This window comes from Streptomyces sp. Ru73 (assembly GCF_002920575.1).
Classification (GTDB): domain Bacteria; phylum Actinomycetota; class Actinomycetes; order Streptomycetales; family Streptomycetaceae; genus Streptomyces.
This window is the reverse complement of the sequence record NZ_PQSQ01000004.1, coordinates 1-18,524: the sequence shown is the minus strand read 5'-3', so window position 1 is coordinate 18,524 and position 18,524 is coordinate 1. Positions and strand designations below refer to the sequence as shown.

Here is an 18,524-nt window from a genome sequence, read left to right as displayed (position 1 = left end):
CTCCGCATTTCCGCCCCGCACGATGACGTCGAAGGGACCGCTGTCATGACCGCCACCTCCATGGCCACCGCCGCCTCCGCCCCGGCCGCCGCTGCCGCCTCGGCCCCCGCCGGCAACGACGTCGAGAACGCCGTCGACCAGCGGGCCTTCCGCGACGTGATGGGACACCTGCCGACGGGTGTGGTCGCGATCACCGGGATCGATGCCGAGACCTCCCGGCCCGCCGGGATGATCGTCGGCACCTTTCAGTCGCTCTCCCTCAGCCCCGCCCTGGTGACCTTCAGCGTCGACCGCTCCTCCACCAGCTGGCCCAAGATCCGCACCGGCGGCCGGTTCAGCGCCAGCGTCCTGGCCGAGCACCAGACGGACGTCTGCAAGGCGCTCTCGCGCAAGTCCGGCGACAAGTTCGAGGGCGTGGAGTGGGTCCCGTCGCCGGAGGGCTCCCCGCAGTTCCTCGGCGCAGCGGCCTGGATCGACTGCGAGATCGAGCAGGAGCTGGACGGCGGCGACCACGTCATCGTCATCGGCCGCGTCCTGCGCATGGACGGCGGCTACAGCGATCCGCTGGTCTTCCACAAGGGCCGACTCGGCGGTTACCGCGCTCCGGTCGCGGCCTGAGCCACTGCCGTTTCCGCACCACGCACCACCCGTACAGGTCCCGGGCCTTCCCCCGACCCGGGCTCCGCATACCCGAAGGACTCCCGTGAACCACCCCCAGTCCGCCGAGCCCGAGACTCCGGCAGCAGAACTCGAAACCCTGCTCGCGCCGGCGGCCGAGGCCGCCCCTGTCTGGGCCGCCTTCACTCCGCGCGAGCGGGCCACGGCCCTCGCCGCCGTCGCGGACGCCCTGGAGGCGAACGCCGATCACCTGGTGACGCTCGCCGACCAGGAGACCGGACTCGGCCGTGCCCGGCTCTCCGGCGAGGTCAACCGCACCACCGGCCAGCTGCGCGCGTACGCCGAATACGCCGTGACCGGCGCCCCGTTCGGCGTCACCATCGATCACGCCGACCCCGACGCGGCCCCGCCGCGTCCCGAACTCCGCCGCCACCTGGTCCCCCTGGGGCCGGTCGAGGTGTTCGCCGGCGGCAACTTCCCCTTCGCCTTCTCGGTCGCCGGGACCGACACCGCCTCCGCGCTCGCGGCCGGCTGCCCGGTCCTGCTCAAGGCGCACCCCGGTCACCCGCGTACCTCCGCGACGACGGCCACCCTGGTGCGCGAGGCGCTCGCCGAGGCGGGGGCGCCGCTGGGCACCTTCGGGATGTTCACCGGCCGCGAGGCGGGCGTAACCGTGCTGCGCGACGAGCGCGTACAGGCCGCCGCCTTCACCGGCTCGGTCCGGGGCGGCCGCGCCCTGTTCGACATCGCCGCCTCCCGTCGCCGCCCCATCCCCTTCCATGGTGAACTCGGCAGTGTGAACCCGGTCGTTGTGACGGCGGGTGCACTCGCCGAGCGCCGCGCCGAGATCGCCTCCGGGTTCGTCGCCTCCTTCACGCTGGGCGCAGGCCAGTTCTGCACCAAGCCCGGCATCCTGCTGTTGCCGCGTGACCCGGAGGCCGTCCAGTACATCGCGGCTCAGGCGCGGGCGGCGCACCCGCTGCCGATGCTGTCGCCGCAGATCGCGGCGGGGTACCGGCGCCGCCTCCAGGAGGTGGCCGGCGCGCAGCAGACCCGTACGCTGGTCGACGGCGCGCTCACCACCGCCGCCGCGGACGGCCGTCCGCAGGCCTCCCCCAGCCTCTTCCTCGTCCCCTCCGTCGAGCACTTCCTCAAGGAGGCGGACAACCTCCTGGAGGAGTGCTTCGGCCCGGCGGCCGTGATCGTCCCGTACGACACCGAGGACGAGGCCGCGCGGGTACTGGAGGCGTTGGAGGGGAGCCTCACCGTCACCTTCCACACCGCGCCCGGTGAGCAGCCGGCCGGCCTGCTCGAACTGGCGCAGCGCAAGGCGGGCCGGGTGCTGTTCAACGGCTGGCCCACCGGCGTCGCTGTCACCGCCGCCCAACAGCACGGCGGTCCGTACCCGTCCGCCACCTCGGCGCACACCTCGGTCGGCCCGTACGCCATCGACCGCTTTCTGCGCCCCGTCGCCTACCAGGACGCCCCGGCGGAACTCCTCCCGCCGGCCCTGCGTGACGACAACCCGCTCCGGTTCGTCCGCACCATCGACGGAAAGCCCGAGACGGCCGCCCACTGAGCAGCCGGGCAGCAGGACGCCCACGCATTGACGGCACACCGAACGACCCGGAAGGGAACCATGGGAACGGAACAGCAGCACGAGCAGGTCGACGTCGCGGTCGTCGGAGCAGGCGTCGCAGGCCTGGTCGCGGCCCGCGAGCTGGGCCGCCAGGGACTGAGGACCGTCGTCCTGGAGGCGCGGGACCGCCTCGGCGGCCGCACCTGGACCGACCACCGCCTCGGCCGCGATCTGGAGATAGGCGGCACCTGGCTGCACTGGACCCAGCCGCACGCCTGGGCCGAGGTCAACCGCTACGGCCTGGAGGTCACCCGGGGCCCGCGCTCCGAGGAGACGTACTGGCTCGCCGGCGACGAGGTCCGGCGCGGCACCCTCGACGACTTCATGAACCTGATCGACCCGGGCATGACCCGTCTCCTCGAAGAGACCATGACCTGGGTCCCCCGCCCGGACGACCCGCTGCGCAACCCCGACCTGGCCAAGGCCGACGCCTGGACCGTCCAGGAAAAGCTCGCCGAGCTGAACCTGCCGGAGGCGGAGCGGAACGCCAACGAAGCGGCCTGGGTGGGCCACTTCAACGCCCCGCTCGAGGAGTGCTCCTTCGTCAACGCCCTGCGCTGGACGGCAGCGGCGGCCGGCCACTGGCATCTGATGCACGAGTCCACCGCCATCTTCCGGCTCGCCGGGGGCACGAAGGGCCTGGTCGCGGCGGTCGCGGCGGAGGCGGAGTCCACCGGCAACGTCGACATCCGGCTGTCGTCACCGGTGACGAGGCTCGCGCACGACGCGGACGGGGCGACCGTCTCGTACGGCGACGGCCACGGACGCCCCAACGGCACTGGCAACGGCAACGGGCGGACCGTCCGCGCCCGCCGCGTGATCGTCACCCTCGGCCAGAACCTCCTCGACGGCCTCGACGTCACCCCGGCCCTGCCCGAGGAAAAGCTCGTCCCCGCCCGCGAGAAGACCGCCTCCCAGGGCGCCAAGGCGTGGATCCGCGTGCGCGGCCCGATCAAGCCGTTCTTCGCGTACTCCTCTCAGCACCACCCGTTGTCGGTCGTCCGCACCGAGTTCCTGGGCGAAGACGATGCCGTACTGGTCGCCTTCGGCGCCGACGCCACCCGTATCGACGTCAATGACCGCGACGCCATCGACGCCGCGCTGAAGGTGTGGCGCGACGACCTGGAGGTGCTGGAGGTCGGCGGCCACGACTGGATGGCCGATCCGCACTCCCGCGAAACCTGGCTGATCCAGCGGCCCGGTCAGTTCACCGGCCACCACGCCGCGCTCCAGGCACCAGTCGGAGTGCTGCACTTCGCGAGCGGCGACCTCGCCAACATCTGGGCCGGCTTCATCGACGGTGCCGTCGAGAGCGCCACCCGCGTCTCCCGCCAGGTCCGCGAGAGCCTCGCCTGACCTGCGTCACCTGACTCCGGGCCGGTAAAAGGGGACCGGCCGGAGCGTCCGCGGTGCTCACCTGGGACAGCCACCGCGGACGTCACGGGGCCCCGCCGGGCCTTCCTCCCGGCGGGGCCCACCCGGCGCTTCCGCCCGGCGGCGCCGCACAGCACGGACCGCGGTGCTCCCGGGTGAAGCGCCGTCGAGCACCGGAAGTCGAGCACGGAAATCGAGTACGGCAGTCGAGCACGGAAGGAGGGCGCGCGTGCGAGGCGAGCCCTTGGAGGAGCGGCGCGCTCACGCGCCCGGACCGGGCGGGCTCCCGCTCTGGGCCCTGCGACGGGCCGAGTCCGTCCTGTCCGTGGAGGCGGCCCGCGCGGGGGTCGGGCCGCCGGCGGGGACGGACGGGCTGTCGGCCGCGGGGACGGCGGTGGCGAGACTGACCGCGGCCGAGCTGGCGCGCCGCACCGGGCTCAGCCGCAGTCTTGCCCGCCGCTGTCTGCACCGGCTGCGCTCGGACGTACCCGGTGAACCGGGTGCGCAGATCCGCTGACGCCGTATGTGCCGCTCAGTCCGTCTCGTCCCACAGGGCTGCCGCGAGCCGCTCCACCGTGGTCCGCATCAGCTCCAGCGTGCCGGGGATCTGGTCCCGGGTGAAGCGGTAGCGCGGGCCGTTCACGGTCAGGATCGCGATCAGCTCGCCCGCCGGGTCGCGCACCGGCCGGGACAGCGACAGCAGACCTTCTTCCAGCTCGTTGTCGATGATCCCGTAACCCTGCTCCCGGACCTGGTCCAGCTCCCGCAGCAGCTGCGTCCGGTCCGTGATCGTCTGCTCGGTGAACGCCTCCAGCCGCTCCGGCAGCAGCGCCGTCACCCGCTCCCGCCCCAGCTCGGCCAGGAGTACCTTCCCCGTCGAGCTGGCGTGCAGCGGATAGTGCTGGCCGCGCATGCCCTGGTTCATCACGCCGACGACGTGCGAGCCGTACGCCTCCGCGATCAGCTCCAGGTTGTCGTCCGGCGTGGCGACGGACAGGGTGACCGACTCATTGAGGTGGTCCGCCAGCTCCTGCAGCAGCGGCTGCGCACGCTGGACCACGCCCGAGTGCGGGTCCGCGTACCGGCCGAGCCGGGCCAGCTCCCAGCCGAGTACGTAGTTGTTGTCGATGCGGTCCACGAGACCGGTCTGCTCCAGGCTGAGCAGCAGCCGGAACGCGGTCGGCCGGGAGATCCCCACGGCCTTCGCCAGCGTGGTCACGGTGGCACCGCCACGCGGCTGGGCCGCCAGTTCCCGCAACAATCGCGCCGCCTTGACCACGGACTTGTTGGTCAGCTCTGCGGGGGCGGCGGAGTCGTCGCTCATGGGGACCTCTTCGGCGGCTGGATCATTACGGACTGTGCGGTAGCGGACCGCCTCTCACTCTACTGACCACTCGTTCGCATTTTGAACGCACCGGTAAACGTGGCCCTGGTCACACGTTGGGAGGCCCCCCGGACCGCCCATCGTTCAGGCGTCGATCACCAGGTCGTCCAGCGGTGTCGAGCAGCACAGCAAAATCTTGTTGTTGGCGATTTCGCGGGGGCGGATGCCGCCGTTGTGCTGCATGTCGACCGCGCCCGCGAGCAGTGTGGTCTTGCAGGTGCCGCACATGCCGCGGGCGCAGGAGGCCGGCAGGGTGAGGCCCGCGCGGGACGCGGCGGCCAGGACGGGGGTGTGCGCGTCGCAGTCGATGGTGCGTCCGCTGCGGGTGAACTCGACCTTGAAGCCCTGGCCGGTGTCGGGCTCGGGGACGGCCGGTGCGTCGAAGGTGAAGCTCTCCTCGTGGTACCGGGCCGGGTCGAAGCCCGGCGCGGCGAGCAGGTGCCGCACCGCTTCCATGTAGCCGGCGGGGCCGCAGGTGAAGACCTCGCGTTCGAGGAGGTCCGGGGCCAGGCCGCGGAGCACCTCCGCGGTCAGTTGCTCGCCGCGGTCGTCGAGGAGGTGGGTCACCCGGAAGTGGGGTGCGGTGGCCGCGAGGAAGTCGAGTTCGTGCCGGAAGATGATGTCGTCGAACGTGCGGGCACTGTGGACGAACACCACGTCCACGGGGTGGGCCAGGTCGTGGAGCGTCCGGGTCATCGACATCACGGGCGTGATGCCACTGCCCGCGGAGAGGAAGAGGTACTTCGGTGCGGGATGCCGGGCGAGGGAGAACTCGCCGAGCGGGCCCCGCGCCCGCACGGTGGTGCCCGGAGTCAGGTGGTCGTGGAGCCAGTGGGAGACCAGGCCGCCCGGGACGCGTTTCACCGTGATCGCCACGAGGTCGGGGCGGGTCGGCGGGGAGGAGATGGTGTAACAGCGCTCGACGGGGCGGCCGTCGATGTCGAGGACGAGGGTGAGGAACTGGCCGGGGTCGTGCCGGAACAGCCGGGGCTCGGTGGGTTCGAGGACGAAGGTCCGGACGTCGGCGGTGACGTCGTGGACCCGTTTGCACACCAGCAGCCCGCCGGTCCAGGCGGGCGGGAGGTTCCCGGTCGTCATGGCCGCTGTCGTCATCACTTCTCCAGGTGCGATTTCGGGTCTGGCCGCAGGTCCGACTGCAAGTGTGCTTTCAGCCGGCCGATGTACCAGTTGACGAAGTCCTCGACCTGCGATTCCGTCGGGCTGTAGGGCCCCGGCACGTAGGCGGGGCTGCTGATGCCCCGGTGGGCGCGGGCGACGAAGGCCGCGTCCTGTTCGTTCGTGGCGGCCCATACGTGCGTCAGGGTGTCGAGGTCGTAGTCGACGCCCTCCACGGCGTCCGCGTGCACCAGCCAGGTGGTGCGTACGAGGGTGCGGTCGGCGGCCAGCGGGACGACGCAGAAGGTGACGGCGTGGTCCGCGGCGAAGTGGAACCAGGCGTTGGGTTGCAGGTGGAAACCGAGGCGCCCGAGGCGGGCCGTGGGGAAGTCGGCCAGCAGGCGCTTGACCGCTGCCCTGCCGTCGTGCGTGAAGGACTCGCCGGCGAGGTCGAGCGGTTCACGCTGGATGCGGAAGCCGGTGGGGCGGCTGTCCAGTTCTTCGATCGTGGCGTACGGCAGGCCCAGCGACTCGTACGTCGCGTGTGCCTCCGCCTCGGCCTTCCGGAAGCGCTCGTAGGTCGCGCGGAGCGCCGGCGGGACGTTCTCCTCCGTGAAGTTGTAGAGGGGGAAGTAGCAGCGCTGGAGTTCGGGGTGGCCGGTGCAGTGGTAGCACTCCCGGTTGTTCTCCATGGTGAGCTTCCAGTTGCCGTGCTCGATGAGGTCGATCTGCCGGGCGACCTTCGCGTGCCGCAGGTCGTGCGGGGCGATGTAGGGCTCGACGCGGTGGGCGACCTCGTCGAAGTCGGCGGGCGGCCGCTCGGCGAGGCTGAGGAAGACGAGGCCGGCGACGGTGCGGACGTGGACGGTCTTGAGGCCGAAGCACGACGGGTCGAAGCCGGGCGCCTGCGACTCGGCGTGCAGCAGTGTGCCGTCCACACCGTACGTCCAGTGGTGGTAGCCGCAGACGATGTTGCCGACGGTGCCGCGGTCCTGGTCGAGGATGCGTGCGCCCCGGTGCCGGCAGACGTTGTGGAAGGCCCGTACCTCCTCGTCGTCGTCGCGGACGAGGATGACGGAGTACGGGCCGACGGTGACGGTGACGTAGTCGCCGGGCTCGGGGAGTTCGGCCTCAGCGGCGGCGAAGATCCAGCTGCGCGCGAAGACGGCTTCGATGTCGAGGCGGAAGAACTCGTCGCTGAGGTAGAAGGGGGCTTCGAGGCTCTGTCCGACGGTGCGTCGGGCGACGAGGTCGGCGGCAGTCGTGACGGGAGCTGGTGCGTTCATCTCGTCTCTCCCATGGATCGTCAGAGGTCTCAGCAGAGGACCGGATGCTCGTCAGAGGGGCAGGCACAGCCGCAGCGCGTCGTAGACGGCGGCGTGGATGTTGCGGCTGGTGACGGCGTCACCGATGCGGAACAGCTGGTACCGGCCCGTGTCGTTGCGTACGACCGTCTGTTCCTCGTGGGCCAGCAGCGCGCGGTGGTCGACCACGCCGAGGTTGCGGGAGCCGGGCAGCAGGTCGGTGTACAGCTCGTCGTTGGGCAGGGTGCCGTGCTCGACCACGACGTGGTCGACGATCCGCTCGGTCTCGGTCCCGGTGTACTCGCTGTAGAGGGTCGCGCTGAGCCGTCCGTCGCCGGTGCGGCGCACGGAGCGCAGCCGCTGGGCGAGGGTGGTGCCGACGCCGTGCGCGGTGAACGCCCTGAGATACGCAGGGGAGTTCATGCTGCCGACGTCCGGGGCCAGCATGCGTTCCGGTGTCACGTAGTGCAGCCGGGCGCCGGCCGGGGCCAGCAGTTCCACGGCGTCCATCGCCGGATAGCCGCCATGGTCGTCGTAGACGAGTACGTCGCTGCCGCTCCGCGGGCGCAGGGAGCCCGACATCACGTCCCAGGTGTCGGCGACCAGGTCCTCGCCGGCGGTGAGGAAGGACCGGTTGGGCATGCCGCCGGTGGCGACGACGACCAGGTCGGGGTGGGCCGCGAGCACGTCCCGGGTCTCTGCGTACGTGCCCAGGCGCAGCTCGACGCCGAGGTGTTTGCACTCGGCGACCCGCCAGTCGACGATGCCGAGGAGGTCGCGGCGGCGGGGGTTCGACGCGGCGAGCCGTACCTGGCCGCCGGGCTCGTCGCTCGCCTCGAACAGCACGACGTCGTGGCCGCGTTCACCCAGGACACGGGCGGCTTCGAGCCCGGCAGGACCGCCCCCGACGACCACCGCCTTCCTGCGCCGCCCGGTGGCCGGAGGGATGACGTGCGGCAGCTGGAGTTCCCGTCCGGTGGCCGGGTTGTGGATGCACTTGGTGTCCCCGGAGTCGTAGATCGCGTCCAGGCAGTAACTCGCGCCGACGCAGGGCCGGATACGGTCCTCCTGGCCGGCGGCGGCCTTCGCCACCAGGTGCGGGTCGGCGATCTGCGCCCGGGTCATGCCGACGAGGTCCAGCAGCCCTTCGCGCAGGGCGTACCGCGCGGTGGCCACGTCCGCGATGCGGGCCGCGTGCATGACGGGGATGTCCAGGCGCCGCTTCACCTCGCCGGTGAATTCCAGGTACGGCGCGGACGGCGTCCCCATGGACGGGATCGTCCTGGCCAGGGAGGCGTCGCTCTCGATGGTGCCGCGGATGGCGCTGATGAAGTCGATGCCGTCGGCGCTGAATCGCTCCGCCGCGACCAGTGCCTCGTCGAACGTCAGGCCGCCGGGAAGGCCCTCGTCGAGCGCCATCCGGATGCCGACGAGGAAGTCCGGGCCGACGGCCTCGCGCACGGCACGGATCACCCGGCGCGGGAAGGCCATGCGGTGTTCCAGGCTGCCACCGAATTCGTCGTCGCGGTGGTTGGTCGCGGGCGACAGGAAGCCGTCGAGGAAGTGGCCGTAGGACTGGAGCTCGATGCCGTCCAGTCCACCCTCCCGGCAGCGCAGCGCGGCGGCGACGTAGTCCGCGGCGATGCGGTCGAGGTCCCATGGCTCGGCGGCCTTGGGGAACGCGCGGTGCGCGGGCTCCCGCAACGGCGAGGCGGCCACCACCGGCAGCCAGTCACCGGAGTAGTTGCTGGTCCGGCGTCCGAGGTGGGTGACCTGGCACATGACGGCCGCGCCCGCGCCGTGCACGTCGTCGGCGAGCCTGCGCAGCCACGGCACGATCTCGTCCCGGTACAGCAGCAGGTTGCCGAACGAGGGCGGGCTGTCCGGGGAGACGACGGCGGAGCCGCCGATCATCGTCAGGCCGACGCCGCCGCGGGCCTTTTCGAGGTGGTAGGCCCGGTAGCGGTCCTTGGGCAGGCCGTCTTCGCCGAAGGCGGGTTCGTGGGACGTGCTGACCACCCGGTTGCGCAGGGTGAGGTGTTTCAGCTGGAAGGGCTGGAGCAGAGGGTCCGTGTTCATGTTCTGTGCGCGCACAACCGCTCCTGGGAAGCTCTGTGGCCGGCTGATGACGGGGACGGTGTTCTGCCTTCTGCCGCATGCAAGGGGACGTCACCACCGCGACGCCCGTACCGTTTCGCTTGTCTCGCATTGCGAAACAGTTATGCGATGCGAGACAAATGTGGGGCCTGAACATCCCGCCGTCAAGGCCCCCGCGCGCGGTCAGCCGCGCCGGATGTAGCCCTTGCGCCAGGAGATCCGGTCGCCGGCCGCGATGACCTGCTCGGCGAGCCGGGAGATGGTGTGGTCGTTGATGCGGAACGTCGGGCCGGAGATGGAAACGGCGGCGATGACCTGCCCGCTCAGGGCCCTGATGGGGGCGGAGAGCGCGGCGAGGCCGATCTCGTGCTCCTCGCTGCTGACGGCGTACCCCAGTTCCCGTACGGTCTGCAGCTCCTCCTTGAGGCGCGCCGGATCCGTCACGGTGTGCGGCGTGAACTCCTCCAGCGGCTGCGCGAGGAACTCCGCCGCCTCCTCCTGGGGCAGGTGCGCCAGGAACACCTTGCCCGCCGAGGTCGCGTGCAGGGGCGTGCGCTTGCCGACCCAGTCGATGCTGGTGATGGCCGCGCTGCTGATCACCTGGTCGATGCTGACGACCGCCTGCCCGTCATGGACCGCGAGGTTCACCGTCTCCCCGACGGCCGCGGCGAGTTCCTGGCAGATCGGCCGGCTCAGCAGCGACAGGTCGCTCCCCTTGGTGGCCCCGCCGGCGAGTTCGACCACGGTGTACCCGATGCAGTACCGCCCGCGCTCGCTGCCCTGCTCGACGAGCCCCCGGGCCTCAAGGGTGGCGAGCAGCCGGAACACGGTCGACTTGTGGACCCCCAGCGCCTCGGCGATCTCCGTGACGCCGGACGGGCCTTGCGCGGCCAGCACCTGGAGGATCGACACCGCCCGGTCCACCGACTGCACCGACGTGTCCCGCGCCCGCCCCTTGCTGCTCATGCCGGAAGCCTATCGAAGGCCCCTCCCCCGGCCCCGGACGCGATCCCCGGCCGGCACGAGTTCAGCTGCGTCGGACCGCGCCGAGCTGGGCCCGGTGCAGGCCCGAGGAGGCGAACCGCTGTGCCACCACGCGCAGGACACGGGCCATCGCCTGGGCGGGCGGGGTGGTGGGCCGGGCCTGGGCGTGCGCGAGCAGGATGCGGCGGGTGGGCGCCGGCACGTCGGAGGCGAAGGGCAGCAGGCGGACGTCGCTGCGGCGGCTGGTGAGGGCGAGCCGGGGCGCGAGCGCGATGCCCAGCCCGGCGGCCACCATGGCCTGCGCCTCCTGGTAGTCGTGCGAGGCGTAGGCGATCCGCGGCTCGAACCCGGCCTGGCGGCAGCTGCGGCGCAGCACGTCGGCGACGGGGTGGTTGTCGGCCCGGATGATCCATTCCTGGTCGGCGAGGTCGCTCAGGCGTACGGAAGGATGCGCGCGCAGGGGCGAGTCCGCCGGGACGACCAGCACGGTCGGGTCGTCGAGCAGGTGGGTGAGGGCGAGCGCGGGGTCCTCGATGCGGTTCCAGCCGTAGTCCCACAGCAGTGCCTGCTCCACCTCGCCGGTGTGCAGCATCTCGCGCAGCTCGGCCAGTACCCCCGCGTGCACCTCGATACGGACCCCCGCGTGACGGCGGCGGAAGCGCGTGAGGGCGAGCGGCAGCAGCGAAGCGCTCGCGGTGGGGAACGAACCGAGCCGCAGTGTGCCCTGGTCGAGGTCGGCGAAGGATTCGAGGTCGGCCTGGGCGGCACGCAGCTCGCGGCGGATGGCCTGCCCGCGTTCGGCCAGTGCGGCGCCGGCCGGGGTGGGGCGGATGCCACGCGGCAGCCGCTCCATCAGCGGCTGTCCGGCGTCGCGCTCCAGCTGCGACATCTGCTGGGAGGCAGCGGAGGTGGTCATGCCCATCGCCTCCGCAGCGGCGGTGAGAGAGCCGCGTTCGGCGGCCTCGGTGAGCAGCAGGAGATGGCGCACGTTCAGCATGGCGATGAGTTTAGCTGAGCTAAACCCGAGTGAAGCTGAGTGCCATTGTGCCCAAGTCACACCTCTGCGAAGGTCTTCGCATTCGCCGGGGCGGTTCACCGATTGGCAATGCGCCCGTAACCGTTCACCGGCCCCTCCCAACCCCCGCGTCGACCGAGAAAGAGCCTCAGACGTGCACACTCCCGCGACCCTGGTCCGCGGTGGCACCAGCAAGTGCTGGCTGTTCCACCAGGTCCATGTCCCCACCGATCTCGGCGCCCTGGAGAAACTGCTGGTCGCCGCCTACGGTGCCGCCGACCCGGTGGAACTCGACGGGGTCGGCGGGGCCACTCCCACCACCTCCAAGGCCGCGGTCGTCAGCGCCTCGCCCGAGCCCGGCACGGACATCGACTACCTCTTCGCCCAGGTCGGCATCGGGACCGGTTCGGTGGAGTGGACGAGCAACTGCGGCAACTGCGCCACCGGCGTCGCCCTGTACGCCGTCGCCAAGGGCCTGGTGCCCATCACCGGGGACCGGACGCGCGTGGTGATGCGCAACATGAACACCGGCGCGGTGCTCGAAGGGCTCGTGGACACCACCGGTGGCGTGGCGCACGACTTCGGCGACCAGACCGTACCGGGCACCCGGGCCGGCGGCGTCGCGGTCGGGCTCACCTTCCTCGACCCGGCGGGCCGCACCACCGGTTCCCTGCTGCCCACCGGGCAGGCCGCGCAGGATCTGCGGGTCGGTGCCGCTGATCCGGTCCGGGTGAGCATGGTGGACGCCGGGGCGCCGGTCGTCCTCGTCGATGCCACCAGCGCGGCACGCACCGGTGCCGAGTCCCTGGAGCAGATGCGTGCGGACGCACCGTGGCTGCGCACCGTCCGCCACGCCGCCGCACCGCTGATGGGCCTGCTCGAGCCGGGCGAGGAGCCCGGCGACGCGGTCCCCAAGGTGGGCCTGGTCGGCCGGCCCGTCCCGTACACCACCACGCTCGGCGAACGCGTCGCGGCCGAGGACTACGACGTCTCCGTACGCATGCTCACCATGAACGCACCGCACCCCGCGATCGGCCTGACCTCCGCCGTCGCGGTCGCGGCCGCCGGCCTGCTGGAGGACTCCGTGGTCTCCCGGGCCGCGAGCGGCCCGACCGAGGAGTGGCTCCGCCTGGGCACCCCCGCCGGCGTGATCGCGGTCCGCTGCTCGGACATCCAGGACGGCCTGCCCGGCCGGGTCACCGTGCAGCGGGCGGCACGGCTGCTCGCCGATGCCCGGATCTACGTACCGGAACCAGGACGGCCGCAGGCGGCCTGAAGCACCACGACTTCCCCACCCGAGGCCTGTTCACACTGCTCCGCCCCGGGGTAACCTCGCGCCCTCGGGGCGCGCCATCCTGTCCCCACCCGCACCAAGGACAATGATGTCTACTGAAGTGATCTCCATAGGCGCGCTGCTGGTCATGTTCGTGGTCGGCACGATCCTGCCGATCAACCTGGGCATTCTCGCCTTCGTCGCCACCTTCGCCATCGGCACCGTCTCGCTCGGCCTCACCGAGGACGAGATCTTCGCGGGCTTCCCGGTGGACCTCTTCGTGACCATCGTCGGGGTCACGTATCTCTTCTCCGTCGCGCGCCGCAACGGCACCATCGACTGGCTCGTCGCGGCCGGAGTGCGGCTGGTGCGCGGGAAAGTGGCGCTCATCCCCTGGGTGCTGTTCCTGGTCGCCGCGACGCTCACGGCATTCGGCACCTTCACCCCGGCCGCCGTGGCGATCCTCGTCCCCATCGCCATGAACTTCGCCTACCGCTACAGGATCAACCCCCTGGTGGCCGGCATGATGGTGATCAGCGGCGGGCACGCGGGCGCCTTCTCCCCCCTCGCCGTCTCCGGTGCCCTCGTACTGGGCCTGGTCGACGACACCACACTGCACATCTCGCCCGTGACGCTGTTCACCGCCAGCTTCGTCATCAACCTGGGGCTGTCCCTCCTCACCTACGTCTTCCTCGCCAAGCGCCCCGCTCCGCTCGCGGACACGGCACACGAGACGACCGACGACGAGAACCCCGCCGTGTCCGGCAGACCCGACTGGCGTCAGTGGCTCACCCTCGCCTGCCTGCTCGCGCTGGTGGTCGGCGCGCTCGGCTTCCGGCTGGAGATCGGCTTCCTCGCCCTGGTGGCCGGCGCCCTGCTGGCACTGGTGGACATGAAGCGGCAGGAGAAGGCCGTCGACGGCATCAGCTGGTCCACGTTGCTGCTGGTGGCGGGCATGATGACGTACATCGCCATGCTGGAGAAGGCCGGCATCATCGAGGACATATCCCACCACGCCGCCGGCCTCGGCGCCCCGCTCGTCGTGGCCCTGGTGCTGTGCTTCACCGTGGCCATCACCTCGGCCTTCGCCTCGTCCACCGCGATCCTCACCGCGATCATCCCGCTCGCCGTACCGCTGTTGCTCTCCAGCCACCTCAGTGCCGCCGGGCTCATCGCGGCCCTCGCGGTCTCCACCACGATCGTCGACACCTCCCCGTTCTCCACCAACGGCGCCCTCGTCCTCAGCAACGCCCGCGGTATCGACACCCGCCGCTTCTACCGCCAGATCATCGGTTACACCGGCGGCATCGTGGCGCTCGGCCCCGTAGTCGCCTGGGGAGCCCTCGTCCTCCCCTGGTCCTGACCACGACAGGACGCCGCGAGGACGCCCTTCAGACGTCGAGCACCAGGTCCGTGAGCGGTACCGCCCGGCAGGTCAGGACCTGGTCGCCGGGCAGGTCGTCGGCCGGCGTCACGAGGTGGGCGACCTCGCCGCTCAGGACGGTGACGGCGCAGCTCTCACACTGCCCGAGGCGGCATCCGCTGGGCAGTGTCAGACCTGCCTTCTCACCGAGTTCCAGCAGCGTGCCGTCAGCGCCGGTCCAGGTCAGTTCGCGGTCCGAGCGCGCGAAGCGTACGGAAGCGGTGGCATCCGCCGGGATTTCGACATGCCGCGCGGTGGCCTGGAACCGCTCGGTGAAGACGTCGAACGTCGGGACACCCCGTGCCGTCAGCCCGGCGGTCACCTCCTCGGTCATCGCCTGCGGGCCGCAGAGATAGAAGCGGGCACGCCGGCGGATCAGCTCATCGTCGATGTGGTCGGCGGTGATCCGGCCGAAGGCCGAGCAGTGCACACCGAGCACGTCCCCGGCATCCGGCCGGCTGTAGTGGTCGACCACCGTCAGCTGCGGGATCGCCTCGGCCAGCTGCCGCAGCCGGTCAGCGAACGCATGGGTCCCGCGATTGCGGTTGCCGTAGTGCAGGACCACCTCGGGGACCGAGCCGCCGGTGGCCGCCAGCGTTTCGAGGTAGCCGAGGAAGGGGGTGATGCCGACACCCGCCGCGAGCAGCACCACCGGTAGGTCGTGGTCGACCGGGAGGGCGAAGAGGCCGGACGGCGCGGTGACCAGCACCCGGGCTCCGGCGGTGAGCCTGCGGTGCACGACCGGGGAGAACACACCGCCGTCGACCCGCCGTACGGCCACCCGGTACGCGGCGAGCCCCTCGCCCCGGGCCGGGCCGGTCAGCGAGTACGCCCGAGCGGTGTCCGGATCACCGGCCTCGGCAAGGGTGATGTGCTGCCCGGGCCGGTACTCCGGCAGCGGACCGCCGTCGGCCGGCCGCAACACCAACTCCCGTACGTCACCGGTCACTTCATGAGCTTCCTCGACGACGAACGCACGCGTCCCCGACCAGGTCCCGGTCGGTACCCGGCGCACCTCGCAAGCTGTCGAGCGCAGTGGTACCGAGCCACTGACCGGGTCGTGCACGGTGTCGTCGACGAGCAGGTTGTAGTTCTGCCCTCCGTCGGCCAGTGGGTCCGATCCGGGGAGCGCGAGGTCGGGGGTGCTCTGCCACCACCCGTACTCGGCGACCACCGCAGCGGGGTGCAGGCCGGGGTCCACCCGGCCGCGCATCCGCACGGTGGCGTTGCGCGTCCTGATCTCCACCAGGTCGCCGTCGGCGATGCCCCGCTCCGCCGCGGCCTGCTCGCCGATCTCGACGACAGGCTCGGGCGAGCGTTTGCGCAGCGACGCCGGCCCGCGGTGCTGGCTGTGGCAGAAGTACCCGTTCTTGGCGCAGCTCAAGGTGAGCGGGAAGTCGGGGTCGGTGGGTGGGACCGCGGATTCCGGCAGGGGGGAGTAGCCGTGGTCGAGCAGGCGCTCCGAGTACAGCTCCACCCGCCCGGTCGGCGTGGCGAAGCCGGTGACCTGCCCGTCGGGCGTGGTCTCTGCGTACTTGCGGTACCGCATCGGCAGCGGCACGTCGATGCCGCCGGGCGCCGCGCGCAGCTCGTCCACGGTGCGCCCGAGCGGTGCGAGCTGGTGGTTCCACGCCGCCTGGATGTCGCCGCCGAAGAAAGCGTCACCGAGACCGAGGCGGCCGGCGAGGTCGAAGACGATGTCGAGGTCGGAGCGGGATTCGCCGAGCGGCGAAAGCATGCGGGGACGCAGCTGTACGCGCTGCTGGGCGCGGTGGGAGATCTCGAATCCCGCACGGAGCCCCTCCCGTTCCCAGGGAGTGTTGGCGGGCAGGAGGATGTCGGCGAACCGCGCGGTGGGGTTCTCGAACATGTCGATGTGTACGCCGAATTCGAGCCGCCGCAGTGCCTCGGCGGTGCGCACGGGATCGGGCTGGGACAGCAGCAGGTTGCCGCCGAAGGAGACCAGGGCGCGTACCCGGTAGGGATCGCCGTCGATGATCGACCTGCACAGGTCCCGCGCGGTGACCCAGCCGGACGCCGGAGGGCCGAGCGGGTGCTCGTCGAGGCCCAGTGCCTTCGCCGCTTGTTCGGGTGCGAGCGGCAGGGCCACCTTGGCGAGCGGCTGCTGCGGCAGGACCGCGTTCCCGCCGGGTGCGTCGTAGCAGCCGGTGAGCGCGTACAGGGTGGCGATGGCGCGTTCGGTCTGCGTCGCGTCGGCGTGCTGGCCGACTCCCGTCCAGGTCCCGTAGCTGACCGAGCCTGCCGTGGCCAGGTCGTCGGCGAACGCGAGGAGGGTGCCGGTGTCCACCCCCGTCACCGACGAGGTGCGCTCCAGTGGCCAGGCCGCAACGGCGTCGCGGTAGCACTGGAACGCGGGCCGGCAGGTGACCGTGCCGGAGCGGGTGCGGACCCGGTAGCTGCCGTACAGAGCGAACCGCTGCGGAGCGAAGGCGGCCCGGGCGGTGTCGTAGGGCTCGGGCCCACGGCCGTGCTCGTCCCACACCACATAGCCGAGGCCACCGGAAGCCAGCTCCTCGGCCCGCAGGAAGCGCCCGTTGTCGGCCCGCACCAGCAGCGGACCGTTGCTCCAGGCACGCAGGAAGTCCTGGTCACCGCCGTGGCGGCGCAGCACGAGGTCGGCCAGCCCGAGCGCGAGGACGCCGTCGGTGCCCGGCCGTACCCGCAGCCAGTGGTCGGCCTGCAGCGCGCTCGCCGTCCGGCGCGGGTCGACAACGGCCAGCCGCGCTCCCCGCGCCCGCGCCTCGGCCAGGGCGGCCGACCGGGCCAGCCAGGTCTTGGCGGGGTTGTGCCCCCACAGCACGGCCAGGTCGGTGCGGGCGAAGTCCGGAGCCGGCTGGCCGCTGCCGAAGGTGAAGGCGTGCGCGAAGTCCTTGTGCCAGTTGCAGATCTCGGTCGAGTAGCAGATGTTCGGGCTGCCGTAGAGGTGGACGAACCGCTCCACCCAGTCGATGGCGTCGCTCATCGGTGTGCCGCTGGGTGAGGTCACCGAGAAGGCGACGGACTCCGGCCCCGTGGTGTCCCGGAACTCCGCAAGCCGGTCGCTGATTTCCCTCATCGCCTCCTCCCAGCCGATCTCCCGCCACCGCGGATCGGGGTCGGTACGCGGTGTGGTGCGGCGCAGTGGCCGGGTGAGCCGGGCCGGGCTGTGGACGAGCTCGGGCGCCGCGCGGCCCTTCGGGCACAGCGCCGCGCCCGTGGGGTGGCCCGGGTCCGGACGCACACCGGTCATGGCCCCCGACTCGATGGTGTAGGTCGCGCCGCAGCGCGACTTGCAGAGGGTGCAGTAGCCGCGTACCTCGGTCATCGTGGGCTCCTCCCATGGACAACAGCCGGAGGGGCGAAGTCGAGGGCGAAGGCGTGGGCGTCCCACACGCCGCCGAGGGAAGGAGCGAGCCACCCCGGGGCCTGGGCTCGGAAGTCCGCCGGGACGAGCGCTCCGGCCCCTTCGGGGACGGCCCCCAGCAGCGGCGCCCCCGCGGCATCCGGGAGGTCCGCGAGGTTGCAGCGGGAGGCGAGGTCCGGTTCGGCGGGCCAGCTGCCGATGACCACCCCCGGCGTGTCGATGCCCGCCGTGCGCAGTGCGAGCGCCGTCAGCGCCGTGGCGTTGAGTGTGCCGAGTCCGGCCTGCGCCACCATCAGCATCGGCGCGCGGAGTGCTTTGGCGGCGTGGGCGAGGGTGGCGCCGGTTTCGTCGAAGCGGACCAGGAGCCCGCCCGCGCCTTCCACCAGTACCAGGTCGTGCTCGGCGGCCAGTTTCTCCGCCGCGTCGGCGATCTCGTGCGGGCGTACCGGGGGCAGTCCGGCCCGGCGTGCGGCGGTGGCGGGGGCCAGGGGTTCGGGGTACCGGGCGAGTTCGGCGGTGGTGAGGCCGGGGCCGGCGAGCCGGGCGGCCTCCGCGACGTCGCCCGGCTCGCCTGCTGCCATACCGGTCTGGGCGGGCTTGAGGACGGCGACCGTGCGGCCGTTGGCCAGTGCGGCGGCGGCGATGGCGGCGGTGGTGACCGTCTTGCCGATCTCCGTGCCCGTGCCCGTGATGAACAGCACCGACATGTGAAATGTGTTCCTCTCAGCCCTGGCGTGCGGCGGCGCGCACCGCGGCGCAGATGCGGGCGATGTCCTCGTCGCCGGTGATGTACGGCGGCATGGTGTAGATCAGGTCGCGGAACGGGCGCAGCCAGACGCCCTCGCCGATCGCGGCACGGGTGGCGGCCGCCATGTCGACGGGGTGGTCGAGCTGGACGACGCCGATGGCACCCAGCACCCGTACGTCCTGCAC

15 protein-coding genes are annotated in these 18,524 nt (G+C 71.8%); 6 read left to right on the top strand and 9 right to left on the bottom strand.

Annotated elements, in window-relative coordinates; translation table 11 throughout:
* The first annotated feature begins 45 nt into the window (after nt 1–45).
* From C3486_RS02735 to C3486_RS02720, 4 genes are all read left to right on the top strand, one after another.
* Nucleotides 46–618 (top strand): flavin reductase family protein, encoded by a 573-nt coding sequence (locus C3486_RS02735; protein WP_258052554.1) that lies wholly within the window; start codon nt 46–48, stop codon nt 616–618.
* Between the two features lie 85 nt (nt 619–703).
* On the top strand, nt 704–2,197 hold the full coding sequence (locus C3486_RS02730; RefSeq protein WP_103830899.1) for an aldehyde dehydrogenase (NADP(+)): 1,494 nt from the start codon (nt 704–706) through the stop codon (nt 2,195–2,197).
* Between the two features lie 60 nt (nt 2,198–2,257).
* Nucleotides 2,258–3,613, top strand: a complete 1,356-nt coding sequence (locus tag C3486_RS02725) for an NAD(P)/FAD-dependent oxidoreductase (RefSeq protein WP_103830898.1) — start codon at nt 2,258–2,260, stop codon at nt 3,611–3,613.
* A gap of 247 nt (nt 3,614–3,860) precedes the next feature.
* Entirely contained in the window at nt 3,861–4,148 is a 288-nt protein-coding gene (locus C3486_RS02720) for a winged helix-turn-helix domain-containing protein (protein ID WP_103830897.1), read from the top strand.
* 15 nt (nt 4,149–4,163) lie between these two features.
* Here the strand turns inward: C3486_RS02720 and C3486_RS02715 are convergent, their stop codons facing one another.
* From C3486_RS02715 to C3486_RS02690, 6 genes are all read right to left on the bottom strand, one after another.
* On the bottom strand, nt 4,164–4,955 hold the full coding sequence (locus tag C3486_RS02715) for an IclR family transcriptional regulator (RefSeq protein ID WP_103830896.1): 792 nt from the start codon (nt 4,953–4,955) through the stop codon (nt 4,164–4,166).
* Nucleotides 4,956–5,099: 144 nt separating this feature from the next.
* Nucleotides 5,100–6,128, bottom strand: a complete 1,029-nt coding sequence (locus C3486_RS02710; RefSeq protein ID WP_181138427.1) for a hybrid-cluster NAD(P)-dependent oxidoreductase — start codon at nt 6,126–6,128, stop codon at nt 5,100–5,102.
* Complete coding sequence (locus tag C3486_RS02705) at nt 6,128–7,417, bottom strand: aromatic ring-hydroxylating dioxygenase subunit alpha (protein WP_103830895.1); 1,290 nt, start codon at nt 7,415–7,417, stop codon at nt 6,128–6,130. Before C3486_RS02705 ends, C3486_RS02710 begins: the two co-directional genes overlap by 1 nt.
* 51 nt (nt 7,418–7,468) lie before the next feature.
* Entirely contained in the window at nt 7,469–9,514 is a 2,046-nt protein-coding gene (locus C3486_RS02700) for an NADH:flavin oxidoreductase (RefSeq protein WP_103831026.1), read from the bottom strand.
* Nucleotides 9,515–9,715: 201 nt separating this feature from the next.
* Nucleotides 9,716–10,498: an IclR family transcriptional regulator gene (locus C3486_RS02695; RefSeq protein ID WP_181138419.1), complete on the bottom strand. Its 783-nt coding sequence runs from the start codon at nt 10,496–10,498 to the stop codon at nt 9,716–9,718.
* Nucleotides 10,499–10,559: 61 nt separating this feature from the next.
* Nucleotides 10,560–11,513 (bottom strand): LysR family transcriptional regulator, encoded by a 954-nt coding sequence (locus C3486_RS02690; protein WP_103830894.1) that lies wholly within the window; start codon nt 11,511–11,513, stop codon nt 10,560–10,562.
* Nucleotides 11,514–11,685: 172 nt separating this feature from the next.
* Here C3486_RS02690 and C3486_RS02685 point away from each other — a divergent pair, with 172 nt between their 5' ends.
* Both C3486_RS02685 and C3486_RS02680 read left to right on the top strand, forming a co-directional pair.
* On the top strand, nt 11,686–12,807 hold the full coding sequence (locus C3486_RS02685) for a PrpF domain-containing protein (RefSeq protein ID WP_103830893.1): 1,122 nt from the start codon (nt 11,686–11,688) through the stop codon (nt 12,805–12,807).
* 106 nt (nt 12,808–12,913) lie between these two features.
* Entirely contained in the window at nt 12,914–14,167 is a 1,254-nt protein-coding gene (locus tag C3486_RS02680) for an SLC13 family permease (protein ID WP_258052553.1), read from the top strand.
* Between the two features lie 28 nt (nt 14,168–14,195).
* Here C3486_RS02680 and C3486_RS02675 read toward each other — a convergent pair whose 3' ends face one another.
* The 3 genes from C3486_RS02675 to C3486_RS02665 all read right to left on the bottom strand — a co-directional run.
* Nucleotides 14,196–17,552, bottom strand: coding sequence for a molybdopterin-dependent oxidoreductase (locus C3486_RS02675; protein ID WP_103830891.1), 3,357 nt, complete (start codon nt 17,550–17,552; stop codon nt 14,196–14,198).
* Nucleotides 17,549–18,298: a dethiobiotin synthase gene (gene bioD / locus C3486_RS02670; protein WP_103830890.1), complete on the bottom strand. Its 750-nt coding sequence runs from the start codon at nt 18,296–18,298 to the stop codon at nt 17,549–17,551. The genes C3486_RS02675 and bioD overlap by 4 nt, the downstream gene beginning before the upstream one ends.
* Nucleotides 18,299–18,314: 16 nt before the next feature.
* On the bottom strand, nt 18,315–18,524 hold a 210-nt coding region (locus C3486_RS02665; RefSeq protein ID WP_146074942.1), incomplete at its 5' end, for an aminotransferase class III-fold pyridoxal phosphate-dependent enzyme.

Excerpts from the sequence above, each read along its gene's own strand:
- C3486_RS02735 (WP_258052554.1), top strand. The coding sequence starts at position 46 with ATGACCGCCACCTCCATGGCCACCGCCGCCTCCGCCCCGGCCGCCGCT.
- C3486_RS02725 (WP_103830898.1), top strand. The coding sequence starts at position 2,258 with ATGGGAACGGAACAGCAGCACGAGCAGGTCGACGTCGCGGTCGTCGGA.
- C3486_RS02715 (WP_103830896.1), bottom strand. The coding sequence starts at position 4,955 with ATGAGCGACGACTCCGCCGCCCCCGCAGAGCTGACCAACAAGTCCGTG.
- C3486_RS02710 (WP_181138427.1), bottom strand. The coding sequence starts at position 6,128 with ATGACGACAGCGGCCATGACGACCGGGAACCTCCCGCCCGCCTGGACC.
- C3486_RS02705 (WP_103830895.1), bottom strand. The coding sequence starts at position 7,417 with ATGAACGCACCAGCTCCCGTCACGACTGCCGCCGACCTCGTCGCCCGA.
- C3486_RS02700 (WP_103831026.1), bottom strand. The coding sequence starts at position 9,514 with ATGAACACGGACCCTCTGCTCCAGCCCTTCCAGCTGAAACACCTCACC.
- C3486_RS02695 (WP_181138419.1), bottom strand. The coding sequence starts at position 10,498 with ATGAGCAGCAAGGGGCGGGCGCGGGACACGTCGGTGCAGTCGGTGGAC.
- C3486_RS02690 (WP_103830894.1), bottom strand. The coding sequence starts at position 11,513 with ATGCTGAACGTGCGCCATCTCCTGCTGCTCACCGAGGCCGCCGAACGC.
- C3486_RS02680 (WP_258052553.1), top strand. The coding sequence starts at position 12,914 with ATGTCTACTGAAGTGATCTCCATAGGCGCGCTGCTGGTCATGTTCGTG.
- C3486_RS02675 (WP_103830891.1), bottom strand. The coding sequence starts at position 17,552 with ATGACCGAGGTACGCGGCTACTGCACCCTCTGCAAGTCGCGCTGCGGC.
- bioD (WP_103830890.1), bottom strand. The coding sequence starts at position 18,298 with ATGTCGGTGCTGTTCATCACGGGCACGGGCACGGAGATCGGCAAGACG.